Source organism: Candidatus Edwardsbacteria bacterium RifOxyA12_full_54_48 (assembly GCA_001777915.1).
Taxonomy (GTDB): domain Bacteria; phylum Edwardsbacteria; class AC1; order AC1; family EtOH8; genus UBA2226.
This window is the reverse complement of record MFFN01000004.1, coordinates 569,344-592,834: the sequence shown is the minus strand read 5'-3', so window position 1 is coordinate 592,834 and position 23,491 is coordinate 569,344. Positions and strand designations below refer to the sequence as shown.

General features: G+C 54.7%; 26 protein-coding genes. 15 read left to right on the top strand and 11 right to left on the bottom strand.

Annotation, left to right across the window (positions count from 1 at the left end):
* The first annotated feature begins 110 nt into the window (after positions 1–110).
* Entirely contained in the window at positions 111–599 is a 489-nt protein-coding gene (locus A2273_04320) for a hypothetical protein (GenBank protein OGF07697.1), read from the top strand.
* 128 nt (positions 600–727) lie between these two features.
* Here the strand turns inward: A2273_04320 and A2273_04315 are convergent, their stop codons facing one another.
* From A2273_04315 to A2273_04265, 11 genes are all read right to left on the bottom strand, one after another.
* A complete protein-coding gene (locus tag A2273_04315) occupies positions 728–2,377 on the bottom strand; it encodes a hydroxylamine reductase (protein OGF07696.1) in 1,650 nt (549 codons plus the stop codon).
* Between the two features lie 22 nt (positions 2,378–2,399).
* Positions 2,400–2,714 carry a sulfur reduction protein DsrE gene (locus tag A2273_04310; protein OGF08024.1) on the bottom strand — a complete coding sequence of 105 codons (315 nt, stop codon included), beginning with the start codon at positions 2,712–2,714 and terminating at the stop codon, positions 2,400–2,402.
* A 52-nt stretch (positions 2,715–2,766) separates the two neighbouring features.
* Positions 2,767–3,084 carry a hypothetical protein gene (locus tag A2273_04305; GenBank protein ID OGF07695.1) on the bottom strand — a complete coding sequence of 106 codons (318 nt, stop codon included), beginning with the start codon at positions 3,082–3,084 and terminating at the stop codon, positions 2,767–2,769.
* Between the two features lie 64 nt (positions 3,085–3,148).
* Complete coding sequence (locus tag A2273_04300; protein ID OGF08023.1) at positions 3,149–3,811, bottom strand: hypothetical protein; 663 nt, start codon at positions 3,809–3,811, stop codon at positions 3,149–3,151.
* Positions 3,811–4,515: a 4Fe-4S ferredoxin gene (locus A2273_04295; protein OGF07694.1), complete on the bottom strand. Its 705-nt coding sequence runs from the start codon at positions 4,513–4,515 to the stop codon at positions 3,811–3,813. The genes A2273_04300 and A2273_04295 overlap by 1 nt, the downstream gene beginning before the upstream one ends.
* Before the next feature lie 48 nt (positions 4,516–4,563).
* Positions 4,564–4,953 (bottom strand): hypothetical protein, encoded by a 390-nt coding sequence (locus A2273_04290; GenBank protein ID OGF07693.1) that lies wholly within the window; start codon positions 4,951–4,953, stop codon positions 4,564–4,566.
* A 102-nt stretch (positions 4,954–5,055) separates the two neighbouring features.
* A complete protein-coding gene (locus tag A2273_04285; GenBank protein OGF07692.1) occupies positions 5,056–5,442 on the bottom strand; it encodes a hypothetical protein in 387 nt (128 codons plus the stop codon).
* A gap of 259 nt (positions 5,443–5,701) precedes the next feature.
* Positions 5,702–6,592 (bottom strand): hypothetical protein, encoded by an 891-nt coding sequence (locus A2273_04280; protein ID OGF07691.1) that lies wholly within the window; start codon positions 6,590–6,592, stop codon positions 5,702–5,704.
* 13 nt (positions 6,593–6,605) lie between these two features.
* A complete protein-coding gene (locus A2273_04275) occupies positions 6,606–8,615 on the bottom strand; it encodes a hypothetical protein (protein OGF07690.1) in 2,010 nt (669 codons plus the stop codon).
* A 979-nt stretch (positions 8,616–9,594) separates the two neighbouring features.
* Positions 9,595–10,599 carry a hypothetical protein gene (locus A2273_04270; protein OGF07689.1) on the bottom strand — a complete coding sequence of 335 codons (1,005 nt, stop codon included), beginning with the start codon at positions 10,597–10,599 and terminating at the stop codon, positions 9,595–9,597.
* Between the two features lie 100 nt (positions 10,600–10,699).
* The gene (locus A2273_04265) at positions 10,700–11,911 is read right to left on the bottom strand and encodes a hypothetical protein (GenBank protein OGF07688.1); all 1,212 of its coding nucleotides are present in this window, start codon (positions 11,909–11,911) and stop codon (positions 10,700–10,702) included.
* 211 nt (positions 11,912–12,122) lie between these two features.
* On the opposite strand from A2273_04265, the gene A2273_04260 reads away from it, so the two are divergent.
* The 14 genes from A2273_04260 (at position 12,123) to A2273_04195 (ending at position 23,419) form a co-directional block, all read left to right on the top strand.
* On the top strand, positions 12,123–12,959 hold the full coding sequence (locus A2273_04260; GenBank protein ID OGF07687.1) for a hypothetical protein: 837 nt from the start codon (positions 12,123–12,125) through the stop codon (positions 12,957–12,959).
* A 13-nt stretch (positions 12,960–12,972) separates the two neighbouring features.
* Complete coding sequence (locus A2273_04255; GenBank protein ID OGF07686.1) at positions 12,973–13,491, top strand: hypothetical protein; 519 nt, start codon at positions 12,973–12,975, stop codon at positions 13,489–13,491.
* A 4-nt stretch (positions 13,492–13,495) separates the two neighbouring features.
* Complete coding sequence (locus tag A2273_04250) at positions 13,496–13,948, top strand: hypothetical protein (GenBank protein OGF07685.1); 453 nt, start codon at positions 13,496–13,498, stop codon at positions 13,946–13,948.
* A gap of 38 nt (positions 13,949–13,986) precedes the next feature.
* The gene (locus tag A2273_04245) at positions 13,987–15,423 is read left to right on the top strand and encodes a hypothetical protein (GenBank protein ID OGF07684.1); all 1,437 of its coding nucleotides are present in this window, start codon (positions 13,987–13,989) and stop codon (positions 15,421–15,423) included.
* Between the two features lie 108 nt (positions 15,424–15,531).
* Complete coding sequence (locus A2273_04240; GenBank protein OGF08022.1) at positions 15,532–16,773, top strand: hypothetical protein; 1,242 nt, start codon at positions 15,532–15,534, stop codon at positions 16,771–16,773.
* 7 nt (positions 16,774–16,780) lie between these two features.
* Entirely contained in the window at positions 16,781–17,875 is a 1,095-nt protein-coding gene (locus tag A2273_04235) for an iron-sulfur cluster-binding protein (GenBank protein OGF07683.1), read from the top strand.
* A gap of 164 nt (positions 17,876–18,039) precedes the next feature.
* Positions 18,040–18,507, top strand: a complete 468-nt coding sequence (locus A2273_04230; protein OGF07682.1) for a transcription elongation factor GreA — start codon at positions 18,040–18,042, stop codon at positions 18,505–18,507.
* Positions 18,508–18,568: 61 nt separating this feature from the next.
* On the top strand, positions 18,569–19,066 hold the full coding sequence (locus tag A2273_04225; protein ID OGF07681.1) for a 5-(carboxyamino)imidazole ribonucleotide mutase: 498 nt from the start codon (positions 18,569–18,571) through the stop codon (positions 19,064–19,066).
* Positions 19,067–19,093: 27 nt separating this feature from the next.
* A complete protein-coding gene (locus A2273_04220) occupies positions 19,094–20,263 on the top strand; it encodes a hypothetical protein (protein OGF07680.1) in 1,170 nt (389 codons plus the stop codon).
* An 80-nt stretch (positions 20,264–20,343) separates the two neighbouring features.
* Positions 20,344–21,237: a phosphoribosylaminoimidazolesuccinocarboxamide synthase gene (locus A2273_04215; protein ID OGF07679.1), complete on the top strand. Its 894-nt coding sequence runs from the start codon at positions 20,344–20,346 to the stop codon at positions 21,235–21,237.
* Between the two features lie 2 nt (positions 21,238–21,239).
* Positions 21,240–21,677: a hypothetical protein gene (locus A2273_04210; GenBank protein ID OGF07678.1), complete on the top strand. Its 438-nt coding sequence runs from the start codon at positions 21,240–21,242 to the stop codon at positions 21,675–21,677.
* 63 nt (positions 21,678–21,740) lie between these two features.
* Complete coding sequence (locus tag A2273_04205; GenBank protein OGF08021.1) at positions 21,741–22,388, top strand: hypothetical protein; 648 nt, start codon at positions 21,741–21,743, stop codon at positions 22,386–22,388.
* A gap of 3 nt (positions 22,389–22,391) precedes the next feature.
* On the top strand, positions 22,392–22,799 hold the full coding sequence (locus A2273_04200; GenBank protein OGF07677.1) for a hypothetical protein: 408 nt from the start codon (positions 22,392–22,394) through the stop codon (positions 22,797–22,799).
* Complete coding sequence (locus A2273_04195; protein ID OGF07676.1) at positions 22,796–23,419, top strand: hypothetical protein; 624 nt, start codon at positions 22,796–22,798, stop codon at positions 23,417–23,419. Before A2273_04200 ends, A2273_04195 begins: the two co-directional genes overlap by 4 nt.
* The last annotated feature ends 72 nt before the right edge of the window (positions 23,420–23,491 follow it).

Sequence of the window (23,491 nt, the reverse complement as noted above, 5' to 3'; positions counted from 1 at the left end):
ACGGCTTTTTTAATGCAATATTCTCTATTTATCTTGACAAATAACGTTGTACTATCTATTATTACTAATACACATTGATGACCTTATTGCCGATATAGGAGATCAAATACATGAGGATATTGGAAGACATCATTCTAAAAGATTCAATTGAAATCAAAGCCGCCCCCGAGGCAGTTTTTAATTTCCTGACGGGCATTACTGACGATAAAAGCTACCAGGTCTGGCATCCTCAAGACCATGTCGCTTTTTGCTGGATCAAGGGTGAGCCTTGGAAAGAAGGCTCTATCCTTCGCGCCAAAGAATATATTAAGGGAGAATTGCATACCTTGACCTTTTGCGTTACAAAGGTAATTCCCAACAAAACAATTGAATATGTACCTGCCTTTTGGCTGCTCAGAATATACTACCCCAAGAATTCATTTATCATTGAGCCGAAGCGAGATGGATGCATTTTCACCGCAATGGGGTCTTTTAGGGTTGGACGGCTGGTTAAAACCTTTGCAAAAAACAAGCTGGCAAGCGGAATAGCTTCCGTGGAAAAGCACATGAAAGAAGAGGGCGAGAATCTCAAAAGGATATTGGAAAACGAAAATCTATAGACAATGTAGACACAATAGCAAGGTGCAACCAGAAGCAGCCGTGGCATAACGCCACGGCTTCTTCGTTTTCTAATTCTCCCTCTCCGAATATATTCCCCTTCCCCCATGGGGAAGGGGTAGGGGTTAGGTCAGGTCCCCGCCATCATCTTCTTCACATCCTCCTCCGCGCCCGCCGTCGGCTGGACATTGAATTTCTCCACCAGCACCTTGAGCACATTGGGAGACACGAAGGCCGGCAGGGTCGGCCCCAGGTGGATGTTCTTCACCCCCAGATGCAGCAGGACCAGCAGCACCAGCACCGCCTTCTGCTCGTACCAGGCGATGTCATAACTGACCGGCAGTTCATTGACGTCCTTCAACCCGAAGGCATCCTTTAATGCCAGAGCGATCAGCACCAGGGAGTAGCTGTCGTTGCACTGCCCGGCGTCTAAGACCCTTGGGATCCCGCCGATGTCGCCCAGATTCAGCTTGTTATAGCGGTACTTGGCGCAACCGGCCGTGAGAATGACCGCGTCCTGGGGCAGGGTTTTGGCTATGTCGGTGAAATATTCCCGGGACTTGTGCCTTCCGTCGCATCCGGCCATCACCACAAAACGCTTGATGGCGCCGCTTTTGACGGCCTCGATCACCTTGGGGGCCAGGGCCAGCACCTGGTTGTGGGCGAAGCCGATGGTCAAATTGCCGTCTTCCAGTTTCTCCGGCGCCTTGGACTTCTGTGCCATGGCGATGACGGCCGAGAAATCCTTTTGCTTTCCCGGCTGGCGGTCGGCGATGTGCTTCATTCCCGGAAAGCCCACCACCCCGGTGGTGAAAACCCGGTCCTTGTAGCTGTCCTTGGGCGGGACCAGGCAGTTGGTGGTCATCAGCACCGGGCCGTTGAACTTCTCGAACTCCTCGTTCTGGTGCCACCAGGATCCGCCGTAATTGCCGTGGAAATTGGCGTATTTCTTGAAGGCTGGATAGGCGTTGGCCGGCAGCATCTCGCCGTGGGTGTAAACGTCCACCCCCTGGCCCTTGGTCTGCTCCAGCAATTCCTCCAGGTCCAATAGGTCGTGCCCGCTGATCAGGATGCCCGGGTTGATGCCCACGTCCAGCTTGACGCTGGTGATCTCCGGGTGCCCGTACTTTCCGGTATTGGCCTTATCCAATAATGCCATGGCCTTGACCCCGTACTCTCCGCACTTCAGCACCAGGCCGGTCAGCTCGTCGGCCGAAAGGCTGTCGTCCAGCGTGGCGGCCAGGGCCTGCTGCATGAACAACAGTATATCGTTGTCCTTGGCATCCAGCACGTAGGCATGATGGGCGTAGGCCGCCAGTCCCTTTAGCCCGAACAATATGAGCGACCGCAGGGAACGCACATCCTCGTTGGCCGTGGCCAGAATGCCCACCTCGGCGCCCTTGAGCAGGTATTCGTTCAGGCCGCTCTGGGCGGTCCAGACGGCGGCATCGGGTAATTTGCCGGAGGGATCCTTGGGGGCGGCGTTTTTTAGCTGATCGCGGAACTCCCTGGCCCGGTCTATCTGCCTGACGAAATATTCCGGATCGAAATTGACGTTGGTGATGGTGGCGAACAGCTGCTCCATCACGAACTCCGAGGCTTGGGGATCGCATTTCCCTGTCTCCTTGGCCTGTACATTGAGATATGAGATGCCCTTCAGGGTGTGGATCAGCAGATCCTGTAATACCGCCACCTGGTCGGGCTTGCCGCAGACGCCCCTGGCCCCGGCGCAGCCCTTGTTCCCGGCCGTCTCCTGGCATTGATGACAGAACATGGTCATGAAAATCTCCTTTATTGGTTGTTTAAAAGCTTACCACTTTGTCCGAGGTCTTTATCATTTCATACAGGTCCTTCATGGATGAAAGCGGACACATCTCCGTGCCTTCCTGGTGGCGCATTTTCAGGCAGGTGCCGCAGGCCAGGATCCTGCCGCCCTGGTCGTGGAATGCCTGCATCTGTTCGGTGACCTTGAGCTGGTCGCTGTCCAATGACTGGCAGTCCACCCCCTTGGCCAGCAGAAAGACGCTGGCCTGGTCGCCCTGTCCCAGCGAGTAGACTCCCAGCCGGAAGGCGTTCCAGACCGTTTCAGCGTCCTGGGAGTAGATGATGATGCCCAATTTCATTATCTTCTTCTTTCATAAATGTTTCGTGTTTTTAGTGGGCAAAGGATTATTCAATTTCGGGGTTGGGGGTCTTTATCACCAAAAAACCAAGGTCTTCCGGTCTCTGGTTGGTGATGTGCATCGGCGTTCCCCGCGTCACTGCGGCCAGCTGGCCGTGTTTCATGACGTGGTCTTTTTCCTCAAAGTTGAAAACTCCTTCGCCCTGCAGTACTATCAGGTAGACCATGTCGGCGTTGGCCAGATGCTTTGGCACTTCCTGGCCCTGCTTCAGGTGGAGATAGTTGACCAGCGCCTGGGGCTGGCTGAACACGCCCTTGCGGGCCTTCTCCGCGGTGTTGAAGTCCAAGGTTTCGATGGTTACCATGGGCACTCCTTTTGACCGCCCCTCGATCCCCTCCTTGAACAAGGAGGGGACGTAAGGGGTGGTTTTAGTCCAACGGTTCAAAGTTGCTTTTGTCCACCTGGCAGATGGGGCAGACCCAAGTATCGGGTATCTTTTCGAACGGGGTGCCCGGGGCAATGCCGGAATCGGGGTCGCCGGCGGCCGGGTCGTAGATGTAATCGCAGACCACGCAGCGGTATTTTTTCATGGCTCCTCCTTTGCTATCGGTTTGTTTTAAGGCCGGTTTGATGTTCTTCCGGTATTGGGCGTAGGTCAGGGGTTCTCCGCCGGAGAAGGTCTCCGCCGAGACCACTTCCCCCAGGAAGATGGTGTGGCTTACGGCGTCAAAAGCGTTTATGACCTTGCACTCGATGGCACCCAGGGTATCCTTGGTGATCAGATGGCATCCGGTGGCCCCGGTCTTGTATTCGGTATCGACACATTTGTCCTCCTGGCGCCCGGATCTTAGCCCCCAGTGGCGGATCAGTTCCGCCGGAGCGGTGTCTGCCAGGATGGATACGGCAAACACCTGGTTCTTGGAGATGAAATCGTGGGTCAGGTTGTCCTTTTTGATGCAAACCCCTATAGTCGGCGGGTTGGCGCCGGCCTGGAACACCGCATCGGCGGTGAATCCGTTGCAGCGGCCCTGGTCCACCGAGGTGATGATATACAGGCCGTAGGTCAGTTCATTCAATGTGGTAAGGTCTATCACAGCCTCTCCCCTTTGACCGTGATGGTCTCCACCGTGATGGACATCCGTTTGCCGGAATCCTTCAAAGCCTGACGCACCAGCCGCAGCAGGCCCTGGCAGCAGGGCACCTCCATGATGGCCACGGTGATCGACCGGATATCGTTCTGCCGGAAGATCCCGGTCAGCTTTTCCAGATAGGGCTCGGTACGGTCCAGCTTGGGACAGGCTATGATCAGAGACTTGCCGGCCAGCATCACCCGGTGGAAATCCCCGTAGGAGAAAGGCAGGCAGGAGGCGGCGATCAGCAGGTCGGCATTTTGAAAGAATGGGGCGTTGACCGGCACCAGGTGCAGTTGGATGGGCCAGTGGGCCAGCTGAGAGTTTACAGTTGTGTCGTTTGAAGTTGCCGGGGACGGCTTTTGCTGTCGGATCTGCGATCCGGGGCAGGCGCAGGCCGGGGAATTGTTTATTTTATCCCGTAGGGGCGATTCACGAATCACCCCTACAATATTTTCATCATATCCCTCGGCCTCGCGCTCGATTATCTTTATGGCATCCTGGGGGCAATGCCCCAGGCAGGCTCCCAGCCCGTCGCAGTATTTGTCGCTGACCAGCCGGGCCTTGCCGTCCACTATCTGCAGCGCGCCCTCCGCGCAGTTGGGAATGCATTCTCCGCAGCCGTTGCATTTATCCTGGTCTATTTGGACGATCTTGCGTTTCATTATTTTCCATTTCGTAGGGGCGATCGGCCGATCGCCCCTGGTTAAGGTTCACACAAAGGTTGACAGTTTGGCCAAGTTCAATTTATCATCCAGGTCCTTCTGCAGTCTGGTAAGGGCCGGATATATCGGGCAGACGTGGTGCCTGCAGCGCCCCTGGCTCATGCAGGCACTGACCGACAGGGCTCCGTCCACCGCCGCAAAGATCTCCTTGGCCACTATCTTATCCGCCGCACGGCCCAGGAAAAGACCCCCGGCTTTTCCCCTTTTGGTGCTGAGCAGGCCGGCCTTGGCCAGCTGCTGGGCGATCTTGGACATGAAGGCCGGGGTGGTCTTCAGTTTTTGGGCCAGGGCCGAGGCCGCCAGCGGCTGCCCCTCCCTCTGCCGGGCCAGCAGGATCATGGCCTGCAGGGCATATTCATTTCGTTTGGTGATCAGCATAATTTTATTAATAAGACTTATTTAGTCCTATTATACATCAAAAAAAGAAAATGTCAAGCTTTATCTTGATGCAGGTTGGTGGAATATTAAAGTCGTTCCGGGCTATATCGCAGCCAGCACCACCTTGAGCTTATCCCTTATCTGCGAAGCCTCCCCTAAAAGCGAGGGGCTGTCTATGGCCCTGACCCCGGCCACCGGATCCACTATCGACACTTCGATCCTCTCGGGGGAGACCTCATCCACCACCACATTACAGGGCAGCAGCAACCCGATCTTGGCCTCCTTTTGAAGGACCTTGTAGGTAAAAGGCGCATTGCAGATCCCCAGTATCAGATACCTGCGGAAATCCATGTTCAGCTTGGTTTTGAAGGTCTCCTGCATGTCCAGCTGGGTCACAATGCTGAATCCCTCTTTTTGGAGGTTGAAGGTCACCCTGCGTAGCGCCTTGTCGAAAGATGCCTGTATCACTTTGCTCATGTAATAGCTCATGATATTCCCCCTTTACCCGATATTGCTTAGAATGGTGCCGGTCAATGAACATCGTGCAGTGTATTTTGCGGCCCGTTTGGCCTATCGTTAATCTTAGCTTATTCCGGATTTGATTGTAATACAATCCGGCCCGGCTGTCAATTTCAAAAATAAAAAAGCCGCCCCAGAATTTCTGGCAACGGCTTTTAACTGGAGGTTGGTCTTCACACCACTCGACGTAAACACACCTTCAACCAATAATATGGAGGGAATTTCTATTCTATTTCCGGTACCCGATGGAAAACATGTGGGTGGAGCCCAGGTCCTTCCCCGGGATCATGGCGTAGTCCACCGAGATCCCTCTGATGGAGGTGCCGAATCCGAACCGCATCCAGGACAGGAAACCCTGGTCGCGCTCGGTCTTCAGGCCGGCCCGGAGCGCCAGATACTGCCAGGGGGAATACTCGGCTCCCAGCGAGAGAACCGGAGTATCGTCCAATGGGAGATCAATGGAGACCGCCGGAACCAGCGGAGTATCGTAGAAATAATAGGTGGCGCCCAGCGATAAGGTAAGCGGCAGCCCGCCGCTTTGATCATGAAAATTAAGCCCCGGGCCGATATTCCTCAGGGACGAACCCAGGGTGATCCTTTGGAATTTTTTTATCGCTCCGATATCGAACATCACCGAGCTGGCCGATTCCTGCTCGATGGCCTCGTGCAGTATTTTGACATTCACCCCGGCCTGCAGCTTTTTGCCGGGAAATTTGCGGGCATAGCCGGCGATCATTCCCAGGTCGCTGCCGTTGAAGACCGTCTGGTTCCGGGCGTGTTCGTCCAGGCCGATCATGTCGCCGTAGTTGAAATGGCTCACTGCCAGGGAAAAGGCATTCTGGCCGGAGGTCATGGCCCCGGCCAGATATCCGTAGTACATGTCCAGATAGGTGGGGGCCATCGAAGCGCTGAAGGTCATCCTGCCCAGGTCGGCCAATCCGGCCGGGTTCCAGTAGGAGCTGTAGATATCGCCGGTGACGGCGCAGAAGGCCTCGCCCATGGCGGTGGGCCGGGCTCCCTGGGGCAGGGTCAGAAAGACGCCCGATCTGTCGCCGGGGGTCAGGGCCGGTGAAACGGCCGCGCCGGCCGCCAGCAATAGTATGATAAATATTTTTTTCATCTTGTTTTCTCCCTCATCTCAGGATTGCGATCTTGCCGGTCTTCTTCTGCCCCAGGGGGTTGGTGACCGACCATAGGTAGACGCCGCTGGCAGCTTCCGGGGCCCAGGTGGCCAGGCCGTCGCCGTTGCTTTCTTCGATGGTGGCCAGCAGACGGCCCTTGATGTCGTAGATCTTCAGGGTGGCCGCCGGGGTCAGCCCCTCGAAGCTGACGGTCCGGTGACCCAGCCAGTATTTGAACGGGTTGGGAAAGACCTTCAGGTTCTCCAGGTCGGCGGGGGCGGTCGGGCCCTGCACCACTATCCGGATGGAATCGCTGTCCACCGTCAGGTCGTTGCCCACCGCCCGCAGTTTGGCGTAGCCCACATAGCGCCCGGCCGGCGTGCCCTCCGGCACGTACAGGGTGACGCTGACGTCCAGGGTCTGGCCGATGCTCAGGTCGGGGAAGACCTCCGGATATTCGATGAACCCGGCGGTAAGGGTCAGCGAGGGATTGTCGACGTTGTGCAAAGTGATGCCGTTGGCCGTCAGGCTGTCGATCACCGCGGTGCTGGGTCCGTCCAGGGAGTCGGGGTTGATCCCGCTGCCGGTGTTGGCCAGGCGGAAGCCGCGGGAGACCCAGGCCGGGCCGGCCGGCAGGATGCCGAAGTCCAGACTGTCGCCGTGGGCGTCCAGGGCATCGGGAAAGATGTCCAGGTCCACCCGGCTGGTAACCACCAGGCCGTGGACAGAGTAAATGTTACCCAAGGTGTCTTCGGACAGGTCGCGCCAAACCAGGAAATAATTGGCCACCGAGTCGATGTTGGTGATGGCCACCGCCGGGGGGTAGAAGATGTTGCCGAAGTTGGCCCCGCTGTTGCCGGTGTAGGTATTGAACATCGATACGGAAGGATTGAACTTGTTGAGGCTGTCATTATAGGCGCAAAGCCTCATTTCAAAATGCGTGGTATCCGTCGTTCTGTTGGAGTTCCAAACCACTATCATGTTCCCCGTGACTTTATCCATCGCCATCCTGGGCCTGAAGTTATAATTCCCCGTAAGGGAGTCGCTCACCCTGATATTGGGAATAAAGTTCGACGCCGTGTCAGATTTTTGGCTGAAGAATAACTGGGGGCTTTGATTGTTGGCCGCCGGCGGCATTCTGGTATCTTCCCAGATCACCATGGTCTTGCTGTTGATGCGGTCGATGGTGGGATTCTGCATCCTGCTGACATCGCCATTGTCGTTGATCATCAGGTCGGCCGCTCCAAAGGACAGCCCGTAATCATTCGACTGGTTGAAAAAAATGTCGCACTGGGGGTCGTTGGTGTTGCCCCCGTCGCTTTGCTCGTAGGCCACCAACACTTTGCCCCCGGCATCGCAGACGATGGCCGGGTGCTTGGCGGCCTTCAGCGAATCCACGTTCACCCGGACCATCCCGGTAAAATTAACGTCACGGCTTAAGGATCGGGAACATCGGACTTTGGTGGCCAGGGCACCGGTGGACTCGGTCCAGACCAGGTAGAGGATGCTGTCACCGGGGTCAACAGCGATCCTGGGCAGCGGCCCGAAGTTGTTTGCATCATTTTTATTGTTTTCAATCAAGGGTCCGGCAATGGTATCCGGCTGGCTGAAAGTATTGCCGCCATCGGTGGACTTGGAAAGATAGACCCGCCATCTGGTGTCCGGGTATTTAACCTGCCATACCAGGTATATGGTTCCCGAGCTTCCCTTGACCATCCATGGGTAAATATTGTCGTAGAGACTGTCGCTGCAGACCACCAGGTTGGGCCGGGAATAGCTGGCCGCCAGATCCGCCGATCTGGCGAAATAGATGGCGTGCCTTCCGTTGCCATCCCGGTCGTCCTCCCAGACCGTATAGACCCGCAGGCTGTCATCAATGATGGTGTAGGGATGGATGGCCTGATGAGGGCCTGTGCCTAAGGCATCGTCCACCCGCACCTGGGCATCCCAGGTAACTCCCTGACCCTGGGCCATAGCCAGGGCCGGCAGAAGAAGAAATAACAGCCATGATCTTTTTAACATATTTCCCTCTGATCAATTATAATTGTCTTGCTTTTAAGAGGTTATGCAGATTTAGATAACATTGCCTCCTTTTCGGTTCCCTTAAAATAAAAAAACCGCCGAAAGGCGGTTGATAATTTGCATTCCATATGTTTTATGGCTTGGGTGTTCTTTTATCATTTAAAGCGAACATTTTGCCTGCCAAAATGATCGGCCGGGTTATGGCTTGTCCGCCAATATTTACCCCGCGCTAATGGCGGGGGGCGGTCGGCGTCATCGGGCAAGGACAGAGCGATAAAGATAATGAAGAATATTCTTATTCGTATTTATTTTGACAGGCATTAGCTGGTGCGCCCCCAGGACTTCCAACCCCACCCTACCCTCCCCGCAACGGGGAGGGTTAAAAGGAGAGGTGTTACAAGAGAAAGTAAGGACCGGATACCCAGTAACGATATTGTTCTTTTCCTTTTTTATCCCGCACCTCTCCCCTACCCCTCTCCTAAAGCATTAGGAGAGGGAAGGGTGAGGTCAAAAGCTCGTCGCTAAACCTCTGCTTGGCAGCCCTATGGCGTCGGCCTAAATTTGACAAACTCGCTGTGCTCGAACACTGCCAAATTCTTAAGTGCCTCCACAAATTTCTGGGCTTTCTGGTCCCCGCCATCCCTCCTACGCTCTGCTTCGGCGGACAGGCAGTGGAGCGGCATTGCTGCAGCTCCGAAAAAGCATTCAGTGGGTTATTGGCTTATGGTCGGTTCTGGTTCAGTGAATGCCGGAGCAAACGCCTTGCCCACCGCGCAACTGGGCAGGAAAGACTTCTTTGTTACTTTCTTGGTCACAAGAAAGTAAATATCACCTTATCAGAAAGGCAACCTGGAGTTCAAGCAGCACCGGTTGGAGCTGATGGGCAAGGTTTACGACGCCAAGACCGGGCAGTTGGAGAGAATGGACAAGGTGAAGGTTAAATGCAAGAAGGAACTGCAGGCAATGGCCTCGGTAGATTTCATTCTATCCTGTATTTTTTCACAAATTCATTCCAATTTATTATACCAACAACATTGGGCGTTGAAACAGCAATGTATTTACCGCAAGGTGACCACTCTGCATAATAACCTACCCACACCATATCAAATGTATGAGAATTATATTCATCAACTACACTTACACCACCCCATCCTTGATATGGTCCCTCATCAATAAAAGAATAAATATTATTACATTTAATAAAATATCTTTCGAATGGGGAATCTTTGAATAAAACAGCACGTTCATATGGGAACAGTGCGGTTTGTTTTAATTCACTTCCGTCTATGTTACCAATGGAAACAGAGTCTCCTGTCCTTGATATTGTAAAGAAAGACTTAGAATCACTTCTCCAAAACACTGAACCAATATTTATATTATAAATAATTCTATCCTTTTGGGCCTCGAAATCATAACAAATTATCTTATCACAATTAACTTTTAAAGCGAGTTTTCCATCTGGGGATATCTTACAAGAACCAGATATTGAAGGATATTTGATCTTATCATCAACAAATCTATTCTTCTTTAAACTGTATACTAAAACTGTATCCTTTTTTCTCGTTTTGTTGTAGTTAATTAACAATCTGCCATCGTCATAACAATACCATAAATCGATCCAGTCATTTTTGCCTTGAGGCATATGTTTGATTTTATTTATAAGTTTAGTTTTTATATCTAAAATATACACTTCTTTGTCTGTGTTAAATATTACTTTCGAACTATTTTTATCCCACAGCATTTGCCGGTTTTCAATGAACATCGGTTTCTTTATAAGATACTTAGAACTATTAAACTCATATACAAATAACGTATCAGTATCAAAAAAAGCGATATAATTACCGTTAGGTGACCATTGGGGCATTATGTAATCCCCATTGGCATTATGTATAACTTTTAAATTGTATGACCACGGCGTGTAATACTCTATTCCAAACAATGAAGAATTGAGCATTATTAATAACACCATAATATATTTTCTCATTTGTTCTCCTAAACTTATTTGTATAGATTGAAAAATAATTATTGTAAAAATCTATCACCAAGGAAATCGAATAAAAACTTGATCGTCGAATGCACTTTCTTTACCGCCACAAATAATACAACAGGAATCCCAATAGAACTATTCCGCCCGAGGCCGGCAGCAGATAGCGGTATACCTGGCCCCAGTTGGCCTTAAAATACTCCCGGGTCAAAGCCAGGCACAGATGGCTGGGGGAGATCAGCACCCCGCCCAGCCCGGCCACAAAGGCCAGGACATACCAGTTGAGCGATCCCGTGGGAGACCCGAAGATCCCCAGCAGCAGCGGGAAGGCCACCGCCACATAGCCCTGGCTGATCCCGGTCAACAGGCCCACCAGGAACGGCAGGAGGGATATTATGACCACCGTGGGCACCCCGCCGCCCAACAGTATCCCCGGCAGGGCCGCTATGGCCCCGCTGGTCTCCAGCATTCCCTTGAAGACCATCACCCCGACGATCAGCAGCAGGGTCATCGGCTTGAATGATTCCCACAGCAGGCCGGGGATCTTTCTCATTTGGTATCTCAACCCCAGGGCCAGGCCCAGCACCGCCAGGGCGGTCATCAGCGCCAGATCGAACTTGAAGGCCAGCACCGATACTATCACGAACAGCACCGGGGCCATGGTCAGCAGGACATCCCTCCAGGCCTTTTTATAATCGGCCGCCTGATCCCACCGGTCCCTTTTCACCCCGCGCCAGCCCACCAGCCAGCCGATGACGATGGCGCCGGCGGCATAGGGCCATTGCTTGTATATCAGGTCGGCCACCGGACGGCCGGCCAGCACCGCCGCCAGGATCAGGCCGGGGTACAGCGGGAACACCGTCTCCCAGATATGGCGGTACCAGTAGTTGATGAAGGTCTTCCGGCCGGGCGACAGCTCCATATGCTGAGTGGCCTCCCTCACCAGCGGGGCGGAGAACATGGCCCCCCCGGCCGAGGGCAGGAATCCGATGAAGGCCGGCATGAAGGAGGCCACCAGCCGGTGGTCGCGGAACAGCACCTTTAAAGCGCCGACCATCCTGGCCAGCAGGCCGCCGGTCCGCAGCAGGTTCTCCAGAATGGCTATCAGGTAGAGTACGATGACCAGGTATATGGTGGTCTCAAAATCCAGGGCCGCCCGCAGGGCGCTCCGCCCCATATCTCCCGGCGATACGGTGAATAAAAGGCCCAGGGATAGCGAAGCCAGGAGCATCACCGGGCCCAAGGGCCATTTGCGCCACAGCAGGAATACTATCAGGGCAAATATCAGTAATATTTTTAAGATTATCAGCATCGGATCATCATAAAATCATTGACACCATTTTACTTTAATCCCTCCGCCAGGTCAATGATTTTTATACTCGGAGGTTATTGATCTTTTTCCTGTCATTCCTGCCCCGCATCAAGTGAGGGATAAACCCTGAGCCAGCAGGGCTTGCTTGCCTTACTCAGGGCAGGCTTCCGGCAGGAATCCATGGCGCCGTTAAACTGCCTTTAATGAATTAATGATGTTCACTTGCCGGCATTGCTCGCACTATTTCCTTGACATTCCCCGGCCGGTAAAATATACTTTTTCAATGAACGATCGGAATATAAGGCCGACCCCGGTCAAGCCTGACAATTGGGGCAGGGTCTATTCCCGGGCCATCCGGGCCGAAAAGGATTTTTGCCAGATAGAGCGGGGCGACCGGATACTGATAGGCCTTTCCGGGGGCAGCGACAGCCTGGTGATGCTGGACATCCTGTCCCGGCAGCATAAAAAACTGGGCCGCAGCCTGGGAATATCCCTCATCGCCGGGCACGTGCCGGGAGAGTTCCAGGGAAAGCCCATCGCCCCGGTAAAAAAACTGGATAAGATCTGCGCCGGGCTGGAGGTCCCCTTTGTTGCCTCTTCCTCCCTGCTCAGCGATGATATTTATAACGACTGCTTCAAATGTTCCCTGGCCCGCAGGAGATCGCTGTTCGACCTGGCCGAGGAGCAGGGCTGCAACAAGATCGCTTTGGGACACAATGCGGATGATGTGGTGGAGACGGCCCTGCTGAACATCCTGTATTCCGGCAAACTGGCCGCCATCCTGCCCAAGCAGTCGATCCTCAAGGGCAAGCTGCATATCATCCGCCCCCTAGCCTATGTGTGGAAGGAGGAGATCGTAAAATATTCCGTTCAAAGATTCGGCCGAATAAAGACCTTCTCCTGCTCCGGGGCAAAGGATTCCAAGCGGCTCACTATCAGAAAAATGCTGAATCGTTTGCAATCCGAGGGCTCGCCGGTCAAAGAAAATATATTGAAGGCCATCTCAAACCCCAAATTGGAATACCTGCCGGTGATCAAAAATCTCTAAAAGAATATACCTTATGCTTCATCATATAAGATTGAACGATGTCCAAGAAGATACTTTCCTGGCATTCTCCGCAACCTACCGCCGGCACAACGAGGACCGGCATCAGATAAAAGAAGGCCAGACCTTTCGGGAATATATTACCGTGCTCAACCGCTTCGAGGACACGGAGAACCTGCCGCCGGGAAAGGTTCTGCAAAAATCCTTTTGGTTCTTGAATGATGATGATATTCTTGTAGGCAACAGTAGGCTCAGGCTTAACCTCAACGAGTATTTTTTAAACATCGGGGGGCATATTGGCTTTGATGTGTCGCCCGAACACCGCCGGAATGGATATGCCACGGAAATATTAAGACAAACATTGATAGAAGCCGCCAAACATGATATTGATCGCGTCCTGGTGACCTGCAATGAGGAGAATATTCATTCCCGTAAAGTGATCGAGAAAAACGGCGGGATCCTCGAGAACGTCGTTTTAGAGGAATCCACCGGCAAAAACATTCTGCGGTTCTGGATTGATAATCGAAAGGAATAACGCCATGCCCTACACCTACAATAACATCGACAATCCCCATCCCGAGATAAAAATAATTGACCAGGTCATACGGGACAGCATCGGCTGGGCGGTGAACAACAAGAACCTGGACCAGCTTTATTCCTCCGTGATAGCCAGCGACGAACTGTTCTTCTTTCAGACCGATTCCAAAAGCACCATCAGGGGCATCTCCCGGTTCAAAGAGATGACCGAGAGTTTTTTCCTGCAGGAAGATTTCAAGGCCATAAGGTATGAACTGTTCGACCTGAGAATAAGCCTGTCGCCATCCCTGCAGACCGCCTGGTTTGCCTGCCTGCTGGATGATTTCAACACCTATAAAGGCAGGCCGGCCAACTGGGAGAAGGTCCGCTGGACAGGGGTCCTGGAGAAAATTGACGGTCGGTGGAAGATCTTCCAGATGCATTTCTCCAAGGCCGAGGATCTGGCAAAACAATAATTTATGGATCATATATGTCGTGGTTGATCGTCATAACAATGTTCCTGTCCGCCGGGCTGTATCTGTTCTTCGGATACCGCAGCGTCGCCGGGTTCATTCGGGCCCTGGCCCAGGAAAGCCGGACCGACCTGCGGTCCGTAATTTTCCGGGTCCTGTCGGTGGCGGCTTTGGTGCTGCATTTCTTCAGCTATCTGCTGTACAAGGCCTTCCCGGCCTTCAAATTCATCCCGGCCGAATTTTTATGGGACCGCTGGTTCTCCCTGGCCGCCGCCGCCATCATCGGCCTTCCCGCCGCCGTCATCTGGATCAGGGGAATGATCGACGCCGGGCCGGAGAGCATCGCCCTAAAGGACCGCCGGGCCTCCGCCCGCGGGATCTACCAAAGGATCCGCCATCCCCAGGCCCTGGGCAAGATGGCCCTCCCCCTGGTGGTTGCATTGATGCTCAATTCCCCCTTCCTGGCGCTGTTCTCCCTGCTGTGGATCCCCGCCTTCTACCTGCTGTGCCGGATCGAGGAAAAGGGCCTGGAGCTGCAATTGGGCGAGGAATATCTGAACTACCAGGGGGCCACCGGGTTCTTCGTTCCCCGCCGGGCGGCCATCCGTCAGGCCCTGCCGGAGAACTGCCTCAACTGCGGGGCATTGTTGCACGGCAAATACTGCCATGACTGCGGACAGAAGAACACCGACATCAACGTCCCCTTCAGGGAGCTGCTGCACGAGTTCCTGTGGGACGAACTGCGGATCGACTCGCGCTTTGTCCACACCCTGGTGCCGCTGATCATCAGGCCCGGCTTCCTGACCGCCGATTACGTGGCCGGAAAAAGAATGCGTTACGTACCGCCCCTGAGGACCTATGTGATCATCAGTTTCGTGCTGTTTTTGCTGCTGGCCATGACCAGCAGGCGCTCCCATCTGGAAGGGCTGCAGGATGAGCCCGAGGCAAGGAGCGAAATCAAAGCTGTGGAGACCGCCCCTCAGCCATTGGCCGGGCCGGACACTGCCGCCGCCCTGGAGGATACTTTAAGCTTCGACCACCGTTTCACACAGATGGTCGAGAAGGGCTATCGCCGCGGCACCGACAATCCCGAACTGTTTGTGGAAACACTGATAGAGCGATTCGCCCAGGGCATGTTCCTGCTGATGCCGCTGTTTGCCCTGCTGCTGAAAATGCTCTATATCCGTTCCGGCCGCTATTATATGCAGCACCTGATATTCTCCATCCATTTCCACGCCTTCGTTTTTCTGACCATTCTGGTTATCACCGCCACCCGTTTTCTCCACATCCCGGTGCTCAGCCAGTGGCTGAGTCTGCTGATCATGACCATTCCCCTGTACCTGTACCTAAGCCTGAAAAGGTTCTACCGGCAGGGTTTCTGGCCCACCTTTATCAAGCTGAACCTCCTCTCCATCTCCTACGGGGCGATATTCACCGTATTCATCGCTATGATATTGCTGTCATGGCTGGTTCTGTAAAATATCCTGGTTCAATTTGGATTGACTTCGGCCCGGATATATAAGATAATTCCCCTTGAACAACACACCTAACATCATTATCTGGTTTAACCTATGGATCATCCGGGATTGCTTTCATATTCGGTGATCATCTCCCTGAGCCTTCTGGTGATACTGTCGTACCTGTTCGACATCCTGGCCCGAAGGTCGCGCATTCCCTCGGTGCTGCTGCTGCTGACGGTGGGGATAGTCCTGCGCTTTGTCGGCAGCCACCTGAACATAGCCTTTCTCAACTCCCGGATGTACCTGGAGCTGTTCGGCATCATCGGAGTGATACTGATCGTGCTGGAGGCCACCCTGGAGCTGAGCCTCACCCGGGCCAAGCTGCCGGTGATAAAAAAATCACTGATTTCGGCGGTGCTGGTTTTCCTGGCCTCCTCCCTGTTGATAGCCCTGGTGATCAAGTTGGTGCTGAACGCCCCCTTCCAGAGCTGCTTCGTCAACGCGGTCCCCCTGGCCGTCATCAGCAGCGCCATTGTGATCCCCTCGGTCTGTAACCTGAGCCCCGATAAAAAAGAGTTCATGGTTTACGAGGCCACCTTCTCGGACATTGTCGGCATAATGATCTTCAACTTCGCCATCCAGAAAAGCCTGTGGTCGGCCTCCTCCCTGTTTTCCTTCGCCGGCAACCTGACGGTCATCACGCTGATATCGGCGGTCTGCTCGCTGCTGCTGCTGCTGTTCATAGACAAGATCGCCGGGCACAATAAGTTCTTCCTGCTGCTCTCCATTCTGTTCCTGGTGTATTCCCTGGGAGAGCTGTTCCGCCTTTCGTCCCTGCTGCTGATACTGGTGTTCGGCCTGACCCTCAGCAACGTCAATCTGATCGTCCGGGGCCCCATCAAGCGGTATCTCAATCCCTATAAGCTTAATTACGAACTCCGGCAGCTCAAGCTGATCACCTCGGAGTCGGCCTTCGTCATCCGGACCTTCTTCTTCGTGCTTTTCGGCTACTCCATCCACCTGGCCTATCTGCTCAACCTGGAGATCATCCTGCTGGGCAGCCTGATCATGGTCATGATCTTCACCGTCCGTTATTTTCACCTTAAGTACATCGCCCGGGTCAGCCTGTTTCCCGAGCTGTTCATCGCCCCCCGCGGGCTGATCACCATCATTCTGTATTACAGCATCCCCCAGCAGTTCGTGCTGAAAAGGTTCGGGGAGGGGGTGCTGTTCTTCGTGATCCTGGTCTCCAGTTTGATAATGATGGTCGGCCTGATGCACAGCGGCAGCCAGGTGACCGAGGAAACTGAAGGCCTGGACACGTTAAGCAAAAACAATCCGCCGCTCACCCAATCGGAAGGAAACTGAGAGAAAAATGGTGCGATCCAAAGTAGCAGTATTGAAGGTCACTCCGGAGAACATTTTGCAGGATATCGCCCGGCTGATGGAACTGGCCGGTTTCCGGGAAAGCCTGGACCCCCAAAACGCCACCATCATCAAGGACAATATCTCCTGGCATTACCCCTTCCCGGCGGCCAACACCACCCCCTGGCAGCTGGAGGGGGTCGTCAAGACCCTGCGGGATGCCGGGTATAAGGATATCTGCTGCGTGCAGAACAAGACCGTGGTCACCGACGCCTTCAAGGGCGAGGACCTCAACCGCTATCTGCCCATCCTGAGAAAACACTCCGTCCCGGTGCTGTACAATTTCAGGGATGAGGATATGAAATGGGTGCCCTATGCGCCCCGGACCAGGATGCTGGTTCTGGACAAGATATTTCCCGAAGGGATACTGGTCCCGGACTATTTCTCCGGCAGGAACATCGTCCATCTGCCGACCATGAAATGCCACATCTACACCACCACCACCGGGGCCATAAAGAACGCCTTCGGCGGGCTGCTTAACACCCGGCGGCACTACGCCCATTCCTGGATCCACCAGGTGCTGGTGGACCTGCTGGCCATCCAGCAGGAGATCCACCCCGGCCTTTTCGCGGTAATGGATGGGACCACCGCCGGCAACGGGCCGGGCCCCCGCACCATGCACCCGGTGATCAAGGATTATATGCTGGCCTCGGCCGACCAGGTGGCCATCGACGCCGTATCGGCCAAAATGATGGGCTTCGACCCCATGAGGATAGAATATATCCGGCTGGCCCATGAGCAGGGTTTGGGCTGCGGCCGGCTGGAGGAGATGGAGCTGGTGGGCGACGACATCTCCGGGGAGAACTGGAATTTCAGGGTGGGCAAGAACCTGGTGCGCCGGGTGGGTGGCGATATGATCTGGTTCGGCCCCTTAAAGGGCATGCAGAACATCTTTTTCCGCACCCCGCTGGTTCATCTGTTCATCCTGGCCTCGGAGATCTATCATGACTACCTGCGCTGGCCGCTGCTGGACAGCAGGCTCTACCGCCGATGGCTGAAGAATACGCCATGGGGCCGGCTTTTCGGCAGTTACCCCGAGAGGTGATGGGGCCGAAAGCTCCTTTATAAGCTTGACAACCTCCCCCTTAAAATATATAATGATTCTGTCCCTCTGTTCTCAAACATCCCCCTGAAAATCATCCTCAGGGGGGTATGAGTTATAGGGGTAATGATTTAACCAAAATCCTAAAAACCTACGGAAGCATACTTATGTCCAGAGTGGTGACCACCAAAGAGGGCCTGGCCAAAATGAAGACCGAGCTGGAAAAACTGGTGTCGGTGGACCGGCCCAATGTCTCGGCGGCCCTGGCCCATGCCCGAAGCTTGGGCGACCTTTCGGAGAATTCCGAATACCATGCCGCCAAGGAAAAGCAGGGCATGATCGAACGGAAGATCCGCCAGCTGCAGACCGACCTGACCAATGCCGAGGTGATCGACCAGAGCAAGCTGGCCAAGGGGGTGGTGGTCTTCGGCAAGACCGTCAAGGTCAAGGACCTGGGCGACGGCTCGCAGGAGACCTACATCCTGGTGGGGCAGCATGAGGGAGATTTCGACCAGGGCAAGATCTCGGTGGAGAGCCCCATCGGCAAGGGCCTGCTGGGAAAAAAGGTGGGAGAGGTGGCGGAGATACAGGTGCCGGCCGGCACCATCAAATACAAGATAATATCTATCGTCTAGGGTCTGATCTATCAGGCCTTGAACTATTGCCATAAATTAACCGCAACAACAAAGGAGCAATATGCCCGATATCAAGGTGGCGGTACTGATGGGCTCCGACAGCGATCTCCCGGTGATGGAAAAAGCCATCGAGACCCTGAAGGAATTCGGAATAAAGCCCCAGGTGATGATCCTCTCCGCCCACCGGGTTCCCGATAAAGTGGCCGAGTTTACCAAAAGCGCCCGCGGCAATGGTTTTGAGTGCATCATCGCCGGGGCCGGGCTGGCCGCCCACCTGGCCGGTGCGGCGGCCGCCCACACCACACTGCCGGTGATCGGCGTCCCGCTGAAGTCCGGCGCCCTGGCCGGGGTGGACGCCCTGTATGCCACGGTCCAGATGCCCTCCGGCATCCCGGTGGCCACCGTGGCCATCGACGGGGCCAAAAATGCCGCCATCCTGGCGGCCCAGATACTGTCCATCAAATACCCCGACATCGCCCGGAAACTGGAGGATATGCGGGCCGGGATGCGCCGGGAGGTGGAGAAAAAATCCGCCGAAGCGGAGCTGAGATACAATTAGAAATCTCGCCAACGCATTCAAGCCGAAATGGCCGCCCCACAATACAAAATAAAGAACCTCTGGCTGCAGGCCGGTGAAAGCTATTATGCCTATACCGTTCACCTGCACAAGGCGGAGGTATTGGACCTGGCAGGCGATTGGCAGGAATCGCTGGCGACGCTGGATGACAATTACGACTTCGCCCGGAAAGCCGGAGCCAAGAAACAGGAAGCCGATTCCGAAATAAAACGGATCCGGCTGCTCCGGTATATGGGCAGGAACAACGATTTTCTTGCGCCCCTTAACCGAGCTATGGATACCTACACCGAATTGGGAGATCAATGCGGGATCAATCAGGCTTTGAACGAGGTCGGTTTGGCTTACCGTTTTTCGGGCGATATTCCCAAAGCGGAAGAATGTTTTACCGACCTGATAGCCCGGTCAGAAAAGATCGACGACACCAAACATCAGATGAGCGGACTGGGGAATCTGAGCCAGATCCACATGATCAACGGCAAACATGAGCAGGCTCTAAAATGCCTCGACCGCTGCATGGAGATCTCCCAGCGGCAGAACGACAATACTTTTTCGACCATCCTGCTGGGAAGCACAGGGAACGCCCACTTCTTTCTGGAAAACTACGACCTGGCCCTGGAGTATTACCGAAAGCAGCTTGCCTTGGCCTACAAGTTCGGCGATCTGGCCAACATCAGCGTGGCGGTGGGAAATATCGGCAACATCCACAACCGTCGCGGAGAGTACGACCTGGCCCTGGATTGTTACCGGGAAAAATTGGAGTTGTCGCAAAAACTTGGCTATGCCATGGGGATCCAGCAGGCCTTGGGAAACATGGGATTGGTGCTGTCCGAGTCGGGAAAATATCCCGAGGCCCGCCAGTGCTTCGAGCGCCAGCTGTCTGTCTCCAGCCAAGCGGACGACCCCGAAAGCATCGAGGGCGCCTGCAGCGGGCTGGGCAACGTTTTTGCCCAATTGGGCGATTATGAAAATTCGGAGAAATATTTCAAGCAGGCCATTGCCGTAGACCTGGAGCACGGATTCCAAAACGACCTGGCAACGGATTATCTGGGCCTGGCCGAAATGTACCTTAAAAAAGGCGCGGCCGCTCAGGCCCGGGAAACGGCCAACTTGGCCTTGGCCGCCGCCCGGGAGATCGGCGATGACGAACTGGCGGCAAAAGCAATGCTGCTTCTGAAATAAGTGCCCGAGATCTGGAAAACACCCTGCCGGACAATAGTATTCAAACCTTCACCTTAAATAAAAAGAGAGCATCCGCCTTCATGAAGACCATCACCCAGACCGATTTCCCGGAACTTAAAAAGATCTCCCAGGGCAAGGTGCGCGACATCTACGATCTGGGAGAAAATCTGCTGATAGTGGCCACCGACCGCATCTCGGCCTTCGACGTGGTCCTGCCCGACGCCATCCCCTGCAAGGGCTACGTGCTGACCCAGATCTCAAAATTCTGGTTTCAAAAAATGTCATCCCTCATGCCCAACCATCTTATAAGTGTCGACGTGACCGATTTTCCCGCCGAATGTCATAAATACAAGGAGGAGCTGGAGGGCCGCTCCATGCTGGTCAAAAAGGCCCAGCCCCTGCCGGTGGAATGCATCGTCCGGGGATACCTGACCGGTTCGGGGCTGAAGGATTACCAGAAGAGCGGCATGGTCTGCGGAATAGAACTTCCCGAAGGGCTGGTGGAATCCAGTCGGCTGGAGAGCCCCATATTCACCCCCTCCACCAAGGCCGAGATCGGCAGCCATGACCAGAACATCCCCTTTGAAAAGATGTCTGAGATCCTGGGAAGAGAAAAGGCCGGCCTGGTCAAAAAGCTGTCCCTGGAGATCTACGGCGCCGCCCGGAAGATCGGCGAGGAGAAGGGCATCATCATCGCCGACACCAAGTTCGAGATGGGGGACTTTGAAGGGGAGCTGATCCTGATAGACGAGGTGCTGACCCCCGATTCCTCGCGTTTCTGGCCCAGGGCCGGGTATCAGGCCGGAAGATCGCAGCCCAGTTTCGACAAGCAGTTCGTCAGGGACTATCTGAGCACCCTGGCCTGGAACAAGCAGGCGCCGGGCCCGGAGCTGCCCCAAGAGGTCATCGCAAAGACCAGTGATAAATATCTTGAAGCATTGGATATCCTGGCCGGAATAAAACCGACCATCTGATCTTGGAGGTGACCATGGAATATTACCGGATCCCGGCCTGGTCTGCCATAATAATTGCCGCCCTGATGCATCTTTACAACATCGCCAAGAGCCGGGGTTTGACCCAGCAGACCAGGGGCATCATCCGCAGCAGCCGCGACCTGCAGCTGGTCAGGGAGTTCATCAACCTCAGCATGCAGCTGGCCATATATTACATCGCCATGTCGCTGCTGCTGCTGGCGGTCCTGGCCTATCTGGTGATGGGGGGCCTCTCCTTCGCCACCGCCATGGGGCAGCTGTTCCTCTTCGGGATCATCACCCTGCCCATGGGGCTGATCGGCAAGCATTTCGAGGACCAGGTCCGCCGGATGGAGATACAGCCTCCCGATCCCGCCCTGCAGGAAACCTACGCCAGATATCTGGCCCAATGGAAAGAACCGCGTTTCAAACTGCCGGATTGAATATTTTTATAATAATTAGGAACCACTATGTTTCAGATTTTTCAGCGCGGCAGTACTTTGGGGATGATCTTCGGCTACGACATCTTCACCGGCATCATCATGATCGGCCTGCTGCTGGTCTCCGTTTTTTCCTGGACGGTGATAATCTATAAACGGCGCTCCCTGAACAATATCGCCCAGGCCAATAGAAAATTCATGGAGAAGTTCAAACAGCGCAAGACCTTTGATGACGCCTTTGCCTCATCCCACCCCGCTTCACCCCTGTTTTTGATCCTGGCCGAGGGGCTGGCCGAGGCCCAGCGCCTGTCCGGCGGGCAGAAGCTGTCCTTTCCCCTGGAGGTGCTGCCCAACATCCAGGCCGCCATGGACCGGGCCATCGGCGATCAGGTGGAGGCCATCAGCCGGCGGCTGATCACTCTGGCCACCATCGCCAACGTTGCTCCGCTGATCGGGCTCCTGGGCACGGTCTGGGGGATCATGGTGGCTTTCGTGGACATAAAAAATTTCGGGTCCACCAGCATTCAGGTGGTGGCCCCCGGCATCGCCGAGGCCCTGGTGACCACCATCGCCGGGCTGGTGGTGGCCATCCCGGCCTCCATCGCCTTCAACGCTTTCAACAGCCGCATCCGCCACATGGCCGGCCAGATGGAGAATCTGTCCTCGGAATTCCTGGGCGATCTGCGGGTCCATTCGGTGTTCGGAGGGAAATAACCCATGCGACGGGAGCGCTTCCATATCCCGCCCATGGATTCCATCAACATCACCAACCTGGTGGATGTCTGCATGGCCCTGTTGATCATCTTCATGATCACCGCCCCCATGATGCGCTCCGGGGTGGATGTGGCTTTGCCCAAGGCCGACTCCTCCAAGCCGCAGATCGAAGAAGGATTGACCATCGTCCTGACATCCGGCAGCAAGATATTGATCAATGACCAGCCGGTGTCCGGCAAAGCCTTCTCCCAGGTGGTCAAGGGGTTGCTGGCCCGCAATGCCGGCCGGCCGGTCTACCTCAAGGCCGACAAATCGGTGCCCTACGGCCTGGTGGTGGAGATCATCGGGCAGTTGAAGGAGCTGAAGGTCGACAATCTGGGGCTGGTAACCGAACCCAAAGCCAGCAAATGAAACGGGAATTCTCCATATCGCTGTCCTTTCATCTCCTGTTGTTTTTGACAGTGCTTTTTTTTGCCAGGGGGCTGAGGCTTTTCTCCAAACCGGCTTACCCGGCAGTCTATAAGGTGAACCTGGTGGCCCTGCCCCAAGTCTCGGGAAACCAGGGCCAGGACATGGAGAGCGCCCCGGTTCCGGAGGCCAAGCCCTCGGTCAAAAAAGAGCCAGCTGTGTCAAAGGCCAAGCCGCAGCCCAAAGCCAAGACCCCGGATAAAAAACAAAAATCGGCCAGCGGCCCGGTGGTGCCGAACCTTCCCAAAGGCATGAAGGTGCTGGCCGCCGAAGGGGTTTCCCCGGAGGGGTCATATTACCTGGGCATGATATTGACCAAGATCAGCCAGCATTGGCGCAATCCCTACCAGGGCGGCCAGCCGGAGATCCGGGCCACCATCTATTTCAAGATCGACCGCCAGGGAAACCTGCTGGAGGCCAGCCTGGAGAAATCCTCCGGCGACGCCCTGTTCGACCAGGCTGCCATCCGGGCGGTCTACCAGGCCAAGAACTTCCCGCCCTTCCCCCAGGAGATGAATCTGTCGGTGTTGGGCGTGCATTTTGAATTCGAGTATGTAAAATGATGCGCAAGGCAAATCTGATAACCATTTATATAATTTTACTACTTTCTGGCACGACTTCTTGTGCGGTCGCCC